This window comes from Microbacterium sp. 11MF, from assembly GCF_000383475.1.
In the GTDB taxonomy this organism is placed as follows: domain Bacteria; phylum Actinomycetota; class Actinomycetes; order Actinomycetales; family Microbacteriaceae; genus Microbacterium; species Microbacterium aquilitoris.
Genome location: NZ_KB911460.1, coordinates 669,877 through 685,876 on the forward strand (window position 1 = coordinate 669,877; position 16,000 = coordinate 685,876).

Below are 16,000 nucleotides of genomic sequence, written 5' to 3' on the forward strand. Positions count from 1 at the left end.
CCGGCGCGGGCGCGTTCCGCCCGTAGCCTGACGGGGTGAGCACGCCCGCACCTCCTCAGCTCGCGCAACGCGCATGGGGAATCGCCGCTGTCGCCATCGTCGTCCTGTCGGTCCTGCCGACCCTCCTCGTGCTCGTCCTGGTCGCGACGGTCGACGAGCAGTACGGGTGGCTCCTCATCCTCACCTTCGCGCTGCTCGTCGCGGGCGGGTCGGCGGCGATGCTCGCCGGCATCGTCGGTCTGGTGTTCGCCGGCATCCGTCGACGCGGGTTCGTCTGGCCCGCGGCCGGAACAGTCCTCGGGATCGCACTCGTCGGCGCGGCCTCGATCATCCTGGCCGTCGGGAGCTGACGGCGGAGCCGCGGCATCCGTCGCTTCGTAGACTGGAGTGATGCGGCCGCTGACAGAGGACCAGTTGCGCGACGTGCTCGTCAATGCGACAAGGGACGAGCGGGAACGTCTCGAACTGCCCCACGACTTCCCGATCCTCGAGTGGGATCACCTCGACTTCCTCGCCTGGCGAGACCCCACGACGCGCAGCCGGGGTTACGTCGTCGCCGAGATCGGCGGCGAGCCCACCGGCATCGTCCTGCGCGCCGCGAACGGCGCCGCCCGCGCCCGGTCGGCGATGTGCAACATCTGCCACACGATGCAGCCGGGCAACCAGGTGACGATGTTCACCGCGCGACGGGCGGGGGATGCCGGTGACCGCGGCGACAGCGTCGGTACCTACGTGTGCGCCGATCTGACCTGCCACGACAACGTGCGGATCGCCGGTCCGCTCGCGCCGAGCGAGATCCGCGCGAGCGTCGATCGGCGGATCGACGGCACCCGGCACCGACTCGAATCCTTCGTGGAGCGCGTCGCCTCCGCCGCCTGAGGCCTCGGTTTTCGACATGCCCTCGGGGAGGGTAGTATCGGTGATCGCGCCTCCGGTCGACTGAGAAAGCCGGGCGGGTGCGCACCTGGCGAGTTACCCAAGCGGCCAAAGGGATCTGACTGTAAATCAGACTGCATTGCATTCGGGGGTTCGAATCCCTCACTCGCCACCAGACGAAAGAGCTGCGGACATCTCCGCGGCTCTTTCTTGTTTCTCCCCGAGTGCGCAACCCCTGTGGACATCTCCGTCGCCCACGGGGCGGTCTGACAGGATGGGGGATCGAGGGCGGGGGAGGCCTCCGCCGAAGGGATGCCGAGGATGAGCGAACCGAGCACTGCGCCGAATTCGAGCAAGATCTTCCGAGCCGCGATCTGGGTCGCGATCGGCGCCTTGATCGCCGCGGCGATCGTCTGCGTCGTCTGGGTCCTGGTGGGCGACTCCAACGGGATGGTGGCCCGGGCATTCCTGACGATCCTCCTGCTCGCCGCCTTCGCGGGAGTGTCGATCCTCGAGGCATCCCTCTCCGAGCGCCGCCCGGCCTGGTTCGCACTGGCGAGCATCGTGTCGTGGGTCGTCGCGCTGATCGCGGGGGCGTTCATGATCTGGATGCCGGAGGCTCCCGGCGACTACGGCGTCGGCGCCGAGCGGTTCTTCAAGTTCATTCTGATCGTGCTGATCCTGCAGGCGGCACTGCTCCACATCCGTCTCTATACCAACTCCTTCGGGCGGCACCAGACGACCTTCACCAGCATCGTCGCCTACGTCACCATGGGTCTCGTCGTGATCCTGGCCGTCATGCTGATCATCCCGCTGCTCTTCGCGGAGTTCACCGACTTCCGCGACATCTACTGGAAGGTCGTCGTCTCGGTGACGATCCTCGCCGCCGTCGGCACGGCACTCGTCCCGCTCGTGAACGCGCTGTTCGCCCCCAAGCGCGATCGCTCCCCGATCTCCGGCTACGGTTCCCAGGGTTACGCCGCGCAGCCGTACGGCTCCGTCGCGCAGCTCGACCCCGCGCTGACCGCCCCGGCGGCTCCTGTCCAGGCCTGGCCGACGTACGCGGACGGCCGCACCCCGCTCCCGGTCATGCCCGACGGGTCGCCCGACTGGAACGCCTACTACACCGGCCAGCCGAGCTACCCGCAGCAGCCGTACGGCGCGACGGCTCCCCAGGCACCCCCGGCTCCCGAGTCCGTTCCCGCGGATGCGCCGGCGGTTCCCCCGGCACCGTCGGTTCCGGGCGACGCGTCCCAGCCCGATCACCCTGCACCGCCGGTCCCGCCTGCGCCGGGCGCGCCGGACGTGCCGCCGCCGCCGCGCTACTGAGGCCGCGGGTCGGCTAGACCGGCAGCATCTCGAGAGCGGCCATCGCCGCGTTGTGTCCGCCGATCCCGCTGACCGCTCCACCACGGCGGGCACTCGATCCGCAGAGCAACACACCCTCGACACCGCTCGAGACTCCCCACCGTTCGGCGGGGGTCTCGAGCGGTTCGTCGTCTCGAGCCCACGGCCACGACAGCTCGCCGTGGAAGATGTCACCTCCGACCATGCCGAGGTCCCGCTCGAGGTCCGCCGTCGTGCGCACCTCGACGCAAGGGCTCCCGTCCGGTGCCCGGTAAAGCAGGTCGGCGATCGGCTCGGCCAGCACCGAGTCCAGCGACCGCTCGGCCGCCGTCCACAGGGCGTGACGGTCCGCGGCACCTTCGGCGATCAGTCGATGCGGGACCTGCAGCCCGAACAGGGTGAGTGTTTGCGCCCCCGACGCGCGCAGCGCGCGTCCCAGGATCGACGGGTCGGTGAGGGAGTGGCAGTAGATCTCCGCCGGCAGCGGATCTGGGATCGCTCCGCCCGCCGCACGGTCGTGGGCGGCATCCACCTGCGACAGAGTCTCATTGATGTGGAACGTGCCGGCGAACGCGGCGCGAGCGTCGACCGAGGTGTCCCGCAGTCGGGGCAGGCGGGACAACAGCATGTTGACCTTGATCTGCGCCCCCTCGGGACGGGCGGCGCCGGTGCCGATGCCGCCGCCGGCGCGCAGGAGGCCGTCGAGCACCGCCGCGCCCACGCCGCTCAGGATGAGCCGCGCCCCGAGTCGTTCGCCGTCGGCGAGTTCCACGTCACCGTCGGGGGAGACCGCGACGACCTCGGCGCCGGTTCGGATCTCGGCGCCAGCCGACCGGGCCGCGCGCTCGAGCTCGTTGCTGACGGCACCCATGCCGCCGACCGGGACGTCCCAGTCCCCGGTTCCGCCACCGATGACGTGATAGAGGAAGCAGCGGTTCTGACGGAGCGACTCGTCGTCGGAGTGGGCGAAGGTTCCGATCAGGCCGTCCGTGAACGCGATGCCGCGGGCTACGTCGGTCGCCAGTGCTCCTCGGATGAACGCGCCGAGCGGACGGCCCGACACCGCCTCCCAGAGGGCGTCGTCGCCCACGGCGGCGCGGACGCCGGACTCTCTCCGCAGAGGCGCCGTGACGGTCGGGAAGAGCGCCCTGCCCAGCGGGGCCACCCTCTCGTGCAGCGCCGAGAACCGTGCCGCTTCGCCGTCGTCGCCCGTCGCGTGCGCGAAGCTCGCCGCGGTGGCGGCGGCATCCGCGTTGTCGATGAGGATGCCGCGGTCCGGGGACTCCGGCAACGGCGTGTACGACGAGTAGCGTCGCCGCTCGAGTCGGATGTCGAGTCCGAGATCGTCGATCACGGTGCGGGGGAGCAGGCTGACGAGGTACGAGTAACGAGACAGGCGCGCGTCCACTCCCGGCCAGGGGCGCTCCGAGACGGCTGCGCCGCCGACGTGACCCTGACGTTCGAGCACCGTCACGGTGCGTCCCGCGCGGGCGAGATAGGCAGCGGCGACGAGGGCGTTGTGCCCTCCGCCCACGATGACGACGTCGCGGATGGCGCTCATGATGCTCAACCTAGCGGCGTACCGTGGAGGGATGGATGCCGCTGCGCTCGCCGACCTCGCCCTCGACATCGCCCGTGACGCCGGCGCCCTGGCGCTGCGCCGTCGCCAGGAGGGTGTCGCGATCGCCGCGACCAAGTCCGTCATCGCCGACATCGTCACCGAGGCGGACCGCGAGGTCGAAGCCCTCATCCGAGCGCGGCTCGCCGCCGAGCGCCCCGACGACGGCTTCCTCGGAGAGGAGTCCGGTGCCGAGCGGGGCACGTCCGACATCACGTGGGTCGTCGACCCGATCGACGGGACCGTCAACTACGCCTACGGGATGCCGCACTACGCCGTGAGCATCGCGGCGGTGTCCGGAGAACCGACGCCCCCGACCTGGACGGCCCTCGCCGGCGTCGTCCACAACCCGGCTGTCGGCGAGACGTTCCACGCGGTGCGCGGTGGCGGAGCCTGGCGGGGCGAGGAGCGCCTCGCCGTGTCGAGCGTCGGCGAGGCGGGAGGACTCGTGGCCACTGGCTTCGGGTACGACCCGAAGTACCACGAGGAGGACCTCGCCCGCGTCGCCGCGGTCATGCCGCTCTTGCGCGACCTGCGTCGCGCTGGAGCGGCGTCGCTCGACCTCGCGTACGTGGCCGCCGGGCGGCTGGACGGCTACTTCGAGCGCGGCCTCCACCCCTGGGATCACGCCGCCGGCGCACTGCTGGTCACCGAGGCGGGCGGGCGGATCACGGGCGCTCCCGGTGGATTCCCCGGGCGCGACATGACCGTCGCGGCAGGCCCCGAGCTGTTCGCGCGCCTGACGGCCACCATCGGGTTGTGAATGGACATCCCATTCCCAGGCCCGTTCGTGTAGCGTGTTTATCTGATCGTTACCTTCGTTGCCCGAGCGAGGGTGTCTGTCCTTGAAGCCCCGCGGCCCAGGCCGCTCTACCCGAGAGCCCGCACGTTTGACTTTCGAGACCTCCCCGACTGACGCGCCCGCTGCGCGTCGCGATCGGCGACCCGCCGCGTCCGGCTCCATGCCGTTGACCCGTGCGGAGTATCGCAAGCAGGCTGCGGCCCCGGTCAGCGACGCCGAGACGGCAGCTGTCCAGGCCGTCGCCGCCATGGGTGACGTCATCGCCATGATCCAGGCCGCCGACGCCCCGGCGCTGCGCCGTCGCCGCACGCGTGCCGTTGCGGCGGACTCCTCGGCAGCAGACCTCGCGCCCGTGTCGCTGGCGGAATCCGTCGTGTCCGAGACCATCGCCGACGCCGTCATCGCCGACTCGGTCCCCGTGCCGTCTGCCGATGTCGCATCCGTCATTGCGGCGAGCCCGGTCGCGCAGACGCCGGTCGCCTCCGTCCCGCTGCGTCGTCGCGTTCGCTCTGCGCGCTCCACGACTGCCGAGGCCACCGCGACCCCCGAGGCGACGCCGGTTCGCGAGTTCCTCGACGAGACGATCGTCCTCCCGTCCGCGGACTCGACGCACGCCTCCGGCCACGACGCGGCTCCCGGCATCGACGAATTCGAACTCGCGGCGAAGGTGTTCTCCTTCACCGGCGAGACGCCGATCCAGGTCGCCCGCGCAGCCGCTGACGCCGACGAGCAGACTCAGCGCAAGACCCGTGTCCGCATGGCCGACCAGCCCCCGCGCCCTCGGCGCGGCCGTGTCGTGTTCAAGCGGCTGGCCGCGGCATCCTTCTCGGTCAGCGTCGTCGGCGTCGTCGGCCTTCTCGCCATCGGAACGACGACCCCGGTTGCGGCCGTGGGTGCGTTCGGCCAGGAGGTCCGCGGCGACATGACGCTCGCCAGCGAGAAGACCCCGACCGAGGCTCCCGAGATCCAGGCGTACGTCTCGGGATCGACGGCCGCGGCCGGCGATCTCGCGCGTTCGGACGAGTACGACATCGAGTCCATGGCCGACGTGGCCGCCGAATCCGGCGTCACCAAGTTCGCGGGAACGTGGGTGAACGATGCGACCGCCGAGGTGCAGTGGCCGTTCCCGGTCGGTGTGCCGATCTCGGCGCAGTTCGGATCCACCTCGTACCTGTCGAAGTTCTCGCGGGTGCATCACGGCACCGACTTCACCCCCGGGCGAGGCGCCGAGATCCACGCGGTCGCAGCGGGTACCGTGCGCATCGCCACCGAAGCGGGCGGGGACTACGGCGTGACGGTCGTCCTCGACCACATCATCGACGGCCAGCTCGTGTCGACCCGCTACGGCCACATGGAGTACGGCTCCCTCCGCGTTTCGCCCGGCGAGACCGTCAAGGCCGGCCAGGTCCTCGGCAAGGTCGGCAGCACGGGCAAGTCCACCGGTCCTCACCTCCACCTCGAGGTGCTGCTCGGCGGAACCACTCGCATCGATCCGCTTCCGTGGCTGAAGGAGCACACGCGAGGCTGACCCGGTTACAGAGGGATGCCGCGACTCTGGTATCCTCTTCTAGTTGCCCGCTTGCGGGCAGCACGCCCCGATAGCTCAGTGGCAGAGCACTTCCATGGTAAGGAAGGGGTCGTCAGTTCAATCCTGACTCGGGGCTCGCAGCATCCTTCAGATGCGCCACGGCGGGGTAGCTCAGCTGGTCAGAGCGCACGACTCATAATCGTGAGGTCGCGGGTTCAAGCCCCGCTCCCGCTACGCAAAACCCCTGGGCTCCACCCCGGGGGTTTTGTCATGTCCGGGCGGGGGTCAGCTCGCCGTTCCCATCGCGTCCAGCAGCGCATCCTCCGGATCGACCGGTCGCGGTGGCCGCCGCTCACGGCGTGCACGTGACAGGAACGCCACTGCTCGCGCCGCTGCTACGCAGATGCCGCAGAGTACGGCGACACCCAGCATCCGCAGACTAAGGACGGGTTCGCCCTCCAGCGACGTCCACGGGAGCATGACCCAGACGACGGGGACGGAGGCCACAGCGCCCAACGCCCCGAACGCGACGATGTGCACCCACGTCGAGGTGACGGTCCGCAACGCTCGCGCCGTCAGCCACGCCAGCGGCGAGCCGAGGCAGCAGAGGATGAATACGGCGACGGCGCTGAAAGCGAGGAACCAGCCGAGATAGTCGAACCCGCCGCCCGGCGAGGAGGCCTCGGCCCCCCAGTACGCGCCGACCATGACCGATCCGAGCGCCCACGTCGTGAGCGTGTGCACCGTGATGTCGGCCGACGTGAACGGCACCTGCGCATCGGGAGCGGTATTCATGACCTGAATCTGACACAGATCGTGGGGGAGGTGAAGACGCAGGTCGAACCGCGGCATCCTCACCTATCGGCGGATGCAAGGGATTCGACGCGACACGCCGCCTCACCGGGTCGGTGGGCGGCGTGTCGAGCACGATCTATTGCATCGGTGAACGCGATGCGTCGATCCGGCGAGTCAGACGTCGATGGGGGAGAGGTCGCCCTCGCCCTCCTCGCCGAGCTCGACGACGACCGGATCCTCGCCCTGCGATTCGGGCTGGATGTCGGTTGCGGCATATGTCTCCTCGGGCTCGTCCGCGGGGGTGTCGAGGGGACGTCCCTCGAACTCGGCGTCGGCGGCCTCGGTGTCTCCGACCGTGGTGTCCTCGGTGGGTGCGTCATTCGGGTCGAGGCGGATGCCGTCGTCGCCGGTCTGCTCGGGAGTGCTCATGGTTGTTCCTTCCTTCGAGAACCCCACCTTCACCCACTCCACCTTGCTCACGCAGAGGCTGTCGCGTCGCGCCGGGCTGGGCTACCCTGCCGCGGTGACCACGCGACTGCTGCTGATCTCCGACACCCACATCCCCGGCCGTGCGCGCACTCTGCCCGACGCGGTCAGGCGCGAAGCGGATGTCGCCGACCTCATCGTCCACGCGGGGGACTGGGTCGCGGCATCCGTCCTCGGCGACCTTCGTGACCACGGTGACGTGCTCGGCGTGTACGGCAACAACGACGGCGACGATCTGCGTGCCGTCCTCCCCGAGATCGCGCGTCGCGAGATCGAGGGCGTCCGCGTCGCCGTGGTGCACGAGACCGGGCAGAAGCAGCGCCGCGAGGAGCGGATGGATGCTGCCTTCCCCGATGCCGACTTGCTGGTCTTCGGCCACAGCCACATCCCGTGGGACACGACGTCGCCGAGCGGGATGCGGCTCCTGAACCCCGGTTCACCGACCGACCGACGGCGTCAGCCCCATCACACGCTGATGGTGGTGGAGCTCGCGGACGGCGGCATCCGTTCCGTGGATCTTCGTCGCATCTGACGGGTTGCACCCCGCCGTCGGAGGAGTACTATCGCTGTCGGATTGCTAGAAAAGCGAGGTAAATCTCATGGCGAAGGACTCCCGCCGGTGGCTCGGACTGGTCTTCATCAGTGTCGCGGTGTCGCTGATCATCGTCGACTCGACGATCGTCAACGTCGCGGTGCCGTCGATCGTCGAGGAGCTGAAGATCAGCTCGACCGAGGTGCAGTGGGTCCAGGAGGTCTACACCCTCGTCTTCGCCTCGCTGCTGCTGCTGTTCGGTGCCTTCGCCGACCGCTTCGGCCGGCGCCGCGTCATGCTCATCGGCGTCTCGGTCTTCGCGGCGTCGTCGGTGCTGGCGAGCTTCGCGCCGACGGGTGAGCTGCTGATCCTCGCCCGCTTCGTGCAGGGCGTCGGCGGAGCGATGATCCTGCCGACCACCCTGTCGCTCATCAACTCGACGTTCCGCGGCCGCGAGCGCGGCATCGCGTTCGCCGTCTGGGGATCGACGATCGGCGGCATGGCCGCGGTCGGCCCGCTCCTCGGCGGCTGGCTCACCACGGCGTTCTCGTGGCGGTGGGCGTTCGGCATCAACATCCCGCTCGGCATCATCATCGTCATCGGTGTGCTGCTGACCGTCGCCGAGTCGCGGGAGAGCCGTAAGCGCTCGATCGACGGGGTGGGCGCTCTGCTGTCCGTCATCCTCTTCGGCTCGCTCGTGTTCGGCCTGATCGAGGGCAGGACGTTCGGCTGGTGGATCGCCGAGCCCGGGCTCACGATCGGCGGCTGGACCTGGCCGCTCTCCGTCTCGCCGATCCCCTTCGCCTTCACCATCACGCTCATCGCGCTGGTCCTGTTCGTCCGGTGGGGCCTCCGTCGCGGTCGCCGCGGCCAGGACCCGCTCATCGATTTCTCGCTGCTGAGCATCTCGTCGTTCAGGAACGGCAACATCGCGGCTCTCGTCGTCTCGCTCGGCGAGTTCGGGCTCATCCTCGCGCTGCCGCTGTGGCTCCAGTTCGTCCTCGGCTTCGACGCGCTCCAGGTCGGGCTCCTCCTCCTGGCCCTCGCCGGGGGATCGTTCGTCGCGAGCGGCGCCGCGGGCGCGTTCAGCGGCAAGGTCCCGGCGGTCGTCGTGGTGCGCGTCGGCATCCTCGCCGAAATCATCGGCATCGCCTGGGCGGGGTTCATCATCGGACCGGAGGCCGCCTGGGGCTGGCTCATCCCCGCTCTCGCCGTCTACGGGTTCGGCGTCGGACTCGCGACGGCCCAGCTGACCGGTGTCATCCTGCAGGACGTCCCCGTCGAGAAGTCGGGCCAGGGCTCGGGCATGCAGTCCACCGCCCGCCAGGTCGGGTCGGCGCTCGGCGTCGCGATCCTCGGGACGGTGCTGTTCACGACGACGGGCGGTGTGCTCGCGGCATCCCTCGACGATGCCGGTGTCCCGTCGACCGCCGCCGACAAAGTCGTGACGGCCGTCGTCGACTCGGCGGGAGCGGCGATCGCCGGTCTCGAGGCGGACCCGTCGCAGGCGCAGATCGCGGATGCCGCGCGCACCGCCTTCTCGGACGGCACGCGCGCCTCGGCTCTGACAGCCGCCGGCTTCCTCGTCATCGGGCTGGGCGCGACGTTCGCTCTCGGTTCCGGCCGCCGCCGCGACGACGAGGCTCCGGGACCTCAGCCAGCGGAGCGCTTCCAGGGAGCGTGACCGTCATTCCCCTGTCGCAACACGCCGCGAGCGGCCGCAGTTCGCGACAGGGGAACGCAGCCCACGCCGCCGGCCCGCACTCACCTGTCACAACACGCCGCCGGGTCTCGCCGTTCGTGACAGGGGAGGTCAGTGCGCCGTGAGAGCGGCATTGACCTTCGCGGCCGCCTGAGCGTGATGGCCGAACACGTCCGCTTTCGTGAGGCGGAGGACGGTCCATCCGGCGGCGCGCAGCGCGTCGTAGCGCTCGATGTCGTATGCCCACTGCCCGGGATCGAGCAGGTGATGCTCGCCCTCGTACTCGACCGCGACACGCGCACCCGGATAGACGAGGTCCCCCGTCGCCACGACGCGGCCGCCGGCGACGATCGGGTGGTTGAGACGTGGTTCGGGCAGTCCCGCGTCGAACAGCGCGAGCCGCAGATGGCTCTCTGGCCGCGAAGCCGCCCGGGTCCGGAGCCGAGGAAGCGCTTCGCGAAGTGAGCGGACGCCGACCCGCCGGCCGCGGTCGATCGCAACCGCCAGCTCATCGACAATCGCGAGGGGATCCGGCACCCGCCACGTCCGCACGATCGCGTCGCCCGCGGCCACGAGGTCCCGTTGCGAGCGCAGGATCGCGCCGAGCGTCGCCCATGTCGACGCGGGGTCCGTCACCCGGAGTCCGGTCGTGGGGTGGGTCGCGAACCGTGTGATGCCAGGGAGCAGTTCGTGGCCGCGCACCCCGGCGGAACGGGGGAGCCGTCGCGGGCCCTCGACTCCCACGTGCACTCGACGATCATGCAGCACACCCGGAGGAAGGGGGATGTCCCAGATGACCGCCGCGGTGATATGGCTGAAGGCTTCATGCGGAGCCATCCTTGCGGCGTACTGCCGTGCGCGAAGGAGGTGCGCCGCCTCGGCGTCTCCTCGCGGCATCCCGAAGCGATCAGATCCTGAGTCGTCGTGCGCGTCTCGACGCTCCCGAACACCGTGGAATGGCCGCACGAGGTCGCCGCCTCTTCGCAGTCGACTCGTCGGGATACCGGCTGCCCGAGCAGAGGCGACCGAGAACCGCTCGCCGAGCGACGCGGGAAGGGGGTGCATCCGTCCAGCGTCCCGCCGACGTCGACCCCGCCGCCGCTGGGCTGTGGAGTCGGAGAGGGGACGCCGCCGATCCCCGCCTGTGCAGAAGGCCTCCCCTGTCTTGAACTGCGAGCCGCCGCGGCGTGTCGTGACAGGGGAAGTGGCTGGGGTGGCGCGAAGCGCGGCCGAACTACGATCGGAGGGTCCCGCCCGGCATCCTTCTCTGGAGGTACACCCATGTCCACGCCCCTCACCGGCTCGGCAGCGCTCGACCACGCCGCCGATCTCGCCGACTTCGTCGCCGCCTCGCCCTCGAGCTACCACGCTGCCGCCGAGGTCGCCCGCAGAGTGCGCGACGCGGGCTTCACGGAGCTCGACGAGCGCGACGCATGGCCCTCCCAGCCCGGCGGGCGGTTCTTCGTCGTGCGCGACGGAGCTGTCCTCGCGTGGGTCGTCCCGAACGGGGCGGATGCCGCGACCGGCGTCCATGTCTTCGGCGCACACAGCGACTCCCCGGCCCTGAAGCTCAAGCCGCGTCCCACGACGGGGAGCCTGGGCTGGCTGCAGGCCGGCGTCGAGGTCTACGGCGGTCCGCTGCTGAACTCGTGGCTCGACCGGGAACTGCGCCTCGCCGGTCGCCTCGTGCTCGACGACGGGACGAGCGTCCTCGCCGCGACGGGCGCTCTCCTGCGCCTGCCGCAGCTCGCCATCCACCTCGATCGCGAGGTCAACGACGGCCTCGCCCTCGACAAGCAGCGTCAGACCCAGCCGGTCTGGGGCCTCGGCGACGCGGACTCCGCCGACCTGCTCGGCGAGCTCGCCGCCGAAGCCGGCGTCGACGCCTCGCGCATCCGCGGGTACGACGTTGTCACGGCCGACGCCGCCCGAGGGGCGGTGTTCGGCAAGGGCGATGTGTTCTTCGCCTCGGGCCGTCTCGACGACCTCGCCTCGGTCCACGCCGGCGTCGTCGCCCTCGAGCGTGCGGCCGACGGGTTCGACGCGGAGCGCATCGCGATGCTCGCCGTGTTCGATCACGAGGAGGTCGGGTCCGCGACCCGCTCGGGTGCGGCCGGACCGTTCCTGGCAGACGTCCTCGAGCGCATCCAGCTCTCCCTCGGGGCCGACCGCGAGCAGCAGCTGCGCTCGCTCGCGTCGTCGTGGTGCGTCTCCAGCGACGTCGGGCACGCGGTGCACCCGAACTACGCCGAGAAGCACGACCCGGTGGTCCAGCCTCGCCTCGGTTCCGGCCCGATCCTCAAGATCAACGCGAACCAGCGCTACGCCACCGACGGCGCCGGCGCGGCCGCCTGGCACGGCTGGTGCGACGCCGCCGGTGTCGGCTCGCAGGAGTTCGTCTCGAACAACGCCGTGCCGTGCGGCTCGACCATCGGTCCGATCACGGCGACCCGGCTCGGGATCGCGACGGTGGACGTCGGCATCCCGATCCTGTCGATGCACTCCGCGCGCGAGCTCGCCGGCGTGAGCGACCTGCACGACCTGTCGCGGGTGGCGGAGGCCTTCTTCACCGCCTGAGGCTCAACGCCGAAACGACGGATGCCGCGGGCCCGCCGACGTCATGTCGGGGACCCGCGGCATCCGCGGTGTCAGCTGGTGATCAGTACCAGCCGTTGTTCTTCGAGTGGCTCCAGGCGCCGCACGGGCTGCCGTAGCGGCCGTCGATGTAGCCGAGGCCCCAGGCGATCTGCGTGGCGGGGTTGGTCTGCCAGTCGGATCCGGCGCTGCTCATCTTGCTGCCGGGAAGGGCCTGCGGGATGCCGTACGCGCCGCTCGAGGAGTTGTGCGCGCGGTAGTTCCAGCTGGATTCCTTGTTCCAGAGCGAGACGAGGCAGGAGAACTGGTCGTCGCCCCAGCCGTAGTTCCCGAGCATGCCCCGTGCGGTCGACTGCGCGGCGGCGGCCGACGTGCCGCTGCGAGCCTTGCCACTGGTGGGGACGGAGTTCGAGGAGCTGGAGGAAGACGAAGAAGAAGAGGACGACGAGCGGGACTCGCTGGCGGCAGCCTCAGCGGCCGCTGCCTCTTCCGCAGCCTTCTTCTCGGCCGCGGCCTTAGCGGCAGCCTCTGCCTTGCGCTTCTCCTCGGCGAGGCGTTCCTTTTCCTTGGCGATCGCGGCGTCGAGACGTCCCCGGAGGGCGCTGGTCTTCTCGGTGACGGCGGTGATCTCGGTCTCGAGCTCGGCCGTCGCGTCGCGGGTGTCGAGCAGGAGCGGCAGCGACGACACGGTCTCGAGGTCGTCGACGGCCTTCGAGAGGCCGTCGGTGGGGACCGTGATGTCCGTCGTGCCGACGTTGAGCTTGGACGCCGTGATGTCGGCGGTCACGTCGGTGGAGGCAGCCGCGGCTTCTTGTGCGCGCTGGAGTGCGGACTGGATCTTCGACTCCGGAGCGGAGGTCGCGACGCCGTCGGTCAGCGACTCGGGAAGCTTCTGAGTGAAGGAGGCCAGAGCGATCGCCGGAGTGGAGGTCTCCGAGGATGCGGCCTGCGGCGCGGGGGCCATGGCGGTCGCGCTCGCGGCGATGACGAAGGCCGTGGTCAGCGTCGAGAGGACGAGGACCGGACGGCGCCGCAGGCGGCGGGCTTCGATCTGGGTGGAGCGGATGGAGCGGCGGGTGGAGGGCACAGTCGAGTCAGTAGGCATGCAGCAGTAATGGTTCCGTGTAGCGAGGGGCACGCCTGAGAAGGCGAGCGTGACCGTTCGGGCGGGCACGAGTCGCCCACTCTGGCCGACGTACCTGGGCGTTACCCGAACGTTACCTGGGCGTACCCGATCCGTCGCCCGTTCATAAAAGTCCTGATCACGGAGCCTGGCAACTTCCTGAGGTCGGCCGCGTGGCCTTCCGAACGATATATCGTTGTGTATCGGTCACCACTCAAGGGAGACAACATGAACAGTCCATTCGGTTCGCAGGGCTTCGGATCCAGCGGTTTCGGCGGCAGCGGCCGCGGGTTCGGCTCCGGCCCTCAGGGCGTGGATCTCGGCAACCTCGGCGCCGGGCTCATGGAGGCGTTCGAGCAGTTCCGCACCTCGTTCGATCAGCGCCCCGGCCCCTCTCGCATGAGCCGCGGCGACGTCCGGACCGCGGTGCTCGCGCTCCTCGCCGAGAAGCCCATGCACGGCTACCAGATCATCCAGGAGATCGACTCGCGAAGCGGCGGATCGTGGAAGCCCAGCGCCGGGTCGGTCTACCCGACGCTCCAGCTCCTCGCGGATGAGGGACTCATCGTCGCCGAAGAGGCGGGCGGTCGGAAGACTTACTCGCTCACCGACGCGGGTCGGATGGTCGCCGACGAGGCGGCCGGCTCGGCGCCCTGGGAGACCGCTGGCCCGACGAAGGAGCACCACCCGCGCGCGACGGCGCTGCCGAAGGCGGGCGTCGAATTGGCGCAGGCCGCCGCGCAGGTGGCGCGATCCGGGTCCCCCGAGCAGGTGGCGGAGGCCGTGGAGATCCTCGAAGAGGCTCGCCGTCGGCTCTACGCCCTGCTCGCGCAGGGCTGATCCGCGTGGCAGCACGGCGTCGGGAAGGCGAGGACCTTCCCGACGACCGCGATGCGCGGGCGCGCTATCGGCGGATCCTCCGTTTCGCGGCGAGGGCACTCGCCGTCACATGGTGGTTCGAGCTCTTCCTGCCGCGAATCGGCCTCGGCTGGATCGGTGTGCGGGGACGCTCGGCGCGCATGCAGCGCATCGCCCGCCGATTCCACGGTCTCGCGATCGACCTCGGTGGCCTGATGATCAAGGTGGGCCAGTTCATGTCGTCGCGCCTGGACGTCCTTCCTCCCGAGATCACGAAGGAACTGGAAGGACTGCAGGACGAAGTCCCTGCCGTCCCGTTCCCCGAGATCCGTGCCGAGGCCGAAGGGCAGCTCGGCGTGCCGCTCGACCGCGCGTTCGTCGCCGTGGAGAGCGTGCCGGTGGCCGCGGCATCCCTCGGTCAGGCCCATCGGGCCAGGCTGTCGGAGGAGGATGCCGCCCTCACCGGGCTCGACGCCGTCATCCTGAAAGTGCAGCGCCCCGGGATCCAGCGGATCGTCGACACCGATCTCGCGGCGCTGCGTCGCGTGGGCCGGTGGCTCAGCCACGTCCGCATCGTGTCGGACCGCGTCGACGCCCCCCAGCTCGTCGAGGAGTTCGCCGAGACGAGTCTCGAGGAGATCGACTACCTGCAGGAGGCGGCCAACGGCGAACGGTTCGCGGCGGACTTCGCCGGTGATCCCCGCGTGGGCGTCCCCGCGGTCGTCTGGGAGCGCACGTCCCGTCGCGCGCTCACGCTCGAGGACGTCACGGCGATCAAGATCACCGACCACGACGCGTTGCGTGCCGCCGGGATCGATCCCGCCGAGGTCGCGAAGGTGTTCGCGTCGGTCATGTTCGACCAGGTGTTCACCCACGGGTTCTTCCACGCCGACCCGCATCCGGGGAACATCTTCGTCACGCCTCTCACGGGGACGGATGCCGCCGGTGCCGACGCCCCGTCGTGGCGGCTCACCTTCATCGACTTCGGCATGATGGGCGAGGTCCCGCCGGGCCTGCGAAACGGATTGCGGCGCCTCATGATCGCCGTCGCCGCCCGCGACGGTGTCGCGCTCGTGCAGAGCATCCGCGACGTGGGCGTCCTGCTGCCGAGCGCGGACACGACCGAGCTCGAACGAGCGATGACGCAGCTCTTCGCCCGCTTCGGCGGCATGGGGTTCGCCGAACTCCGCGAGGTGGACCCGCGGGAGTTCCGCGCGTTCGCGATCGAGTTCCAGGACGTCGTGCGGGCACTCCCGTTCCAGTTGCCGGAGAACTTCCTCCTCATCGTTCGCGCGATGTCGCTGACCTCGGGTGTCTGCAGCGCCCTGGATCCGACCTTCAACCTCTGGGATGCGGTCGAACCGTACGCCTCACGTCTCGTCCGCGAGGAAGGACGCAACGCCGTCGGCGACGTCCTGCGGCGTGCCGTCTCGAGCATCACGACCGCGTCGCGGCTGCCGGGGCGCGTGGATGAGCTCATCACGCGTGTGGAGGACCGGCGGATCTCGTTCCCCGACCCGGCACTGGAACGCCGCGTCGCGCGGCTGGAGCAGCTGGGCCGTCGCACGCTGTCGGGACTGCTGTTCGCCGCCCTCCTGGTCGGCGGGGCGACACTGCGTCCCGACGACCCGGTTCTCGGCGGCGTCCTGATGACCGGTTCGCTCCTGCCTCTCGCCCACGCGCTCCTGGCGGGCGTCTTCGGCCGCCGCGGGTGACGGGCGGCCGCCGCCTAGGATGA

General features: G+C 70.3%; 15 protein-coding genes and 3 tRNA genes. 13 read left to right on the plus strand and 5 right to left on the minus strand.

Annotated elements, in window-relative coordinates:
* Positions 1 to 35: 35 nt before the first annotated feature.
* The 4 genes from H286_RS0110235 (at position 36) to H286_RS14580 (ending at position 2,205) form a co-directional block, all read left to right on the plus strand.
* Positions 36 to 350, plus strand: a complete 315-nt coding sequence (locus H286_RS0110235; protein WP_020098087.1) for a hypothetical protein — start codon at positions 36 to 38, stop codon at positions 348 to 350.
* Between the two features lie 40 nt (positions 351 to 390).
* Positions 391 to 879, plus strand: a complete 489-nt coding sequence (locus H286_RS0110240; RefSeq protein WP_018186904.1) for an FBP domain-containing protein — start codon at positions 391 to 393, stop codon at positions 877 to 879.
* An 87-nt stretch (positions 880 to 966) separates the two neighbouring features.
* A tRNA-Tyr gene (locus H286_RS0110245) sits at positions 967 to 1,051 on the plus strand.
* Positions 1,052 to 1,197: 146 nt separating this feature from the next.
* Positions 1,198 to 2,205: a hypothetical protein gene (locus tag H286_RS14580; protein WP_051090667.1), complete on the plus strand. Its 1,008-nt coding sequence runs from the start codon at positions 1,198 to 1,200 to the stop codon at positions 2,203 to 2,205.
* Positions 2,206 to 2,218: 13 nt separating this feature from the next.
* Here the strand turns inward: H286_RS14580 and H286_RS0110255 are convergent, their stop codons facing one another.
* On the minus strand, positions 2,219 to 3,784 hold the full coding sequence (locus H286_RS0110255) for a phytoene desaturase family protein (protein WP_020098088.1): 1,566 nt from the start codon (positions 3,782 to 3,784) through the stop codon (positions 2,219 to 2,221).
* Between the two features lie 31 nt (positions 3,785 to 3,815).
* Between H286_RS0110255 and H286_RS0110260 the strand changes: the two genes are divergently transcribed.
* The 4 genes from H286_RS0110260 to H286_RS0110275 all read left to right on the plus strand — a co-directional run bounded on the left by H286_RS0110260 (position 3,816) and on the right by H286_RS0110275 (position 6,405).
* A complete protein-coding gene (locus H286_RS0110260; RefSeq protein ID WP_020098089.1) occupies positions 3,816 to 4,604 on the plus strand; it encodes an inositol monophosphatase family protein in 789 nt (262 codons plus the stop codon).
* A gap of 199 nt (positions 4,605 to 4,803) precedes the next feature.
* Positions 4,804 to 6,171, plus strand: a complete 1,368-nt coding sequence (locus H286_RS15235; protein WP_020098090.1) for a M23 family metallopeptidase — start codon at positions 4,804 to 4,806, stop codon at positions 6,169 to 6,171.
* Between the two features lie 64 nt (positions 6,172 to 6,235).
* A tRNA-Thr gene (locus H286_RS0110270) sits at positions 6,236 to 6,307 on the plus strand.
* A 24-nt stretch (positions 6,308 to 6,331) separates the two neighbouring features.
* Positions 6,332 to 6,405, plus strand: a tRNA-Met gene (locus H286_RS0110275).
* A 51-nt stretch (positions 6,406 to 6,456) separates the two neighbouring features.
* On the opposite strand, the gene H286_RS0110280 is transcribed toward H286_RS0110275, so the two are convergent.
* A complete protein-coding gene (locus H286_RS0110280; RefSeq protein ID WP_231370935.1) occupies positions 6,457 to 6,966 on the minus strand; it encodes a hypothetical protein in 510 nt (169 codons plus the stop codon).
* Between the two features lie 174 nt (positions 6,967 to 7,140).
* On the minus strand, positions 7,141 to 7,395 hold the full coding sequence (locus tag H286_RS0110285; RefSeq protein ID WP_020098092.1) for a hypothetical protein: 255 nt from the start codon (positions 7,393 to 7,395) through the stop codon (positions 7,141 to 7,143).
* Here H286_RS0110285 and H286_RS0110290 point away from each other — a divergent pair.
* Both H286_RS0110290 and H286_RS0110295 read left to right on the plus strand, forming a co-directional pair.
* Positions 7,394 to 7,984 (plus strand): metallophosphoesterase family protein, encoded by a 591-nt coding sequence (locus tag H286_RS0110290; RefSeq protein WP_018186910.1) that lies wholly within the window; start codon positions 7,394 to 7,396, stop codon positions 7,982 to 7,984. The two genes, H286_RS0110285 and H286_RS0110290, sit on opposite strands and share 2 nt — an antisense overlap.
* 67 nt (positions 7,985 to 8,051) lie before the next feature.
* Positions 8,052 to 9,668 carry a DHA2 family efflux MFS transporter permease subunit gene (locus H286_RS0110295; RefSeq protein WP_020098093.1) on the plus strand — a complete coding sequence of 539 codons (1,617 nt, stop codon included), beginning with the start codon at positions 8,052 to 8,054 and terminating at the stop codon, positions 9,666 to 9,668.
* Positions 9,669 to 9,797: 129 nt separating this feature from the next.
* On the opposite strand, the gene H286_RS14585 is transcribed toward H286_RS0110295, so the two are convergent.
* Positions 9,798 to 10,523, minus strand: coding sequence for an endonuclease domain-containing protein (locus H286_RS14585; protein WP_231370936.1), 726 nt, complete (start codon positions 10,521 to 10,523; stop codon positions 9,798 to 9,800).
* A 444-nt stretch (positions 10,524 to 10,967) separates the two neighbouring features.
* Here H286_RS14585 and H286_RS0110305 point away from each other — a divergent pair, with 444 nt between their 5' ends.
* On the plus strand, positions 10,968 to 12,263 hold the full coding sequence (locus H286_RS0110305; RefSeq protein WP_020098095.1) for a M18 family aminopeptidase: 1,296 nt from the start codon (positions 10,968 to 10,970) through the stop codon (positions 12,261 to 12,263).
* 82 nt (positions 12,264 to 12,345) lie between these two features.
* Here H286_RS0110305 and H286_RS0110310 read toward each other — a convergent pair whose 3' ends face one another.
* Positions 12,346 to 13,368: a hypothetical protein gene (locus H286_RS0110310; RefSeq protein WP_020098096.1), complete on the minus strand. Its 1,023-nt coding sequence runs from the start codon at positions 13,366 to 13,368 to the stop codon at positions 12,346 to 12,348.
* A 264-nt stretch (positions 13,369 to 13,632) separates the two neighbouring features.
* On the opposite strand from H286_RS0110310, the gene H286_RS0110315 reads away from it, so the two are divergent.
* On the plus strand, positions 13,633 to 14,244 hold the full coding sequence (locus tag H286_RS0110315) for a PadR family transcriptional regulator (RefSeq protein ID WP_028497482.1): 612 nt from the start codon (positions 13,633 to 13,635) through the stop codon (positions 14,242 to 14,244).
* Between the two features lie 5 nt (positions 14,245 to 14,249).
* Positions 14,250 to 15,977 carry an ABC1 kinase family protein gene (locus H286_RS0110320; RefSeq protein WP_020098098.1) on the plus strand — a complete coding sequence of 576 codons (1,728 nt, stop codon included), beginning with the start codon at positions 14,250 to 14,252 and terminating at the stop codon, positions 15,975 to 15,977.
* The last annotated feature ends 23 nt before the right edge of the window (positions 15,978 to 16,000 follow it).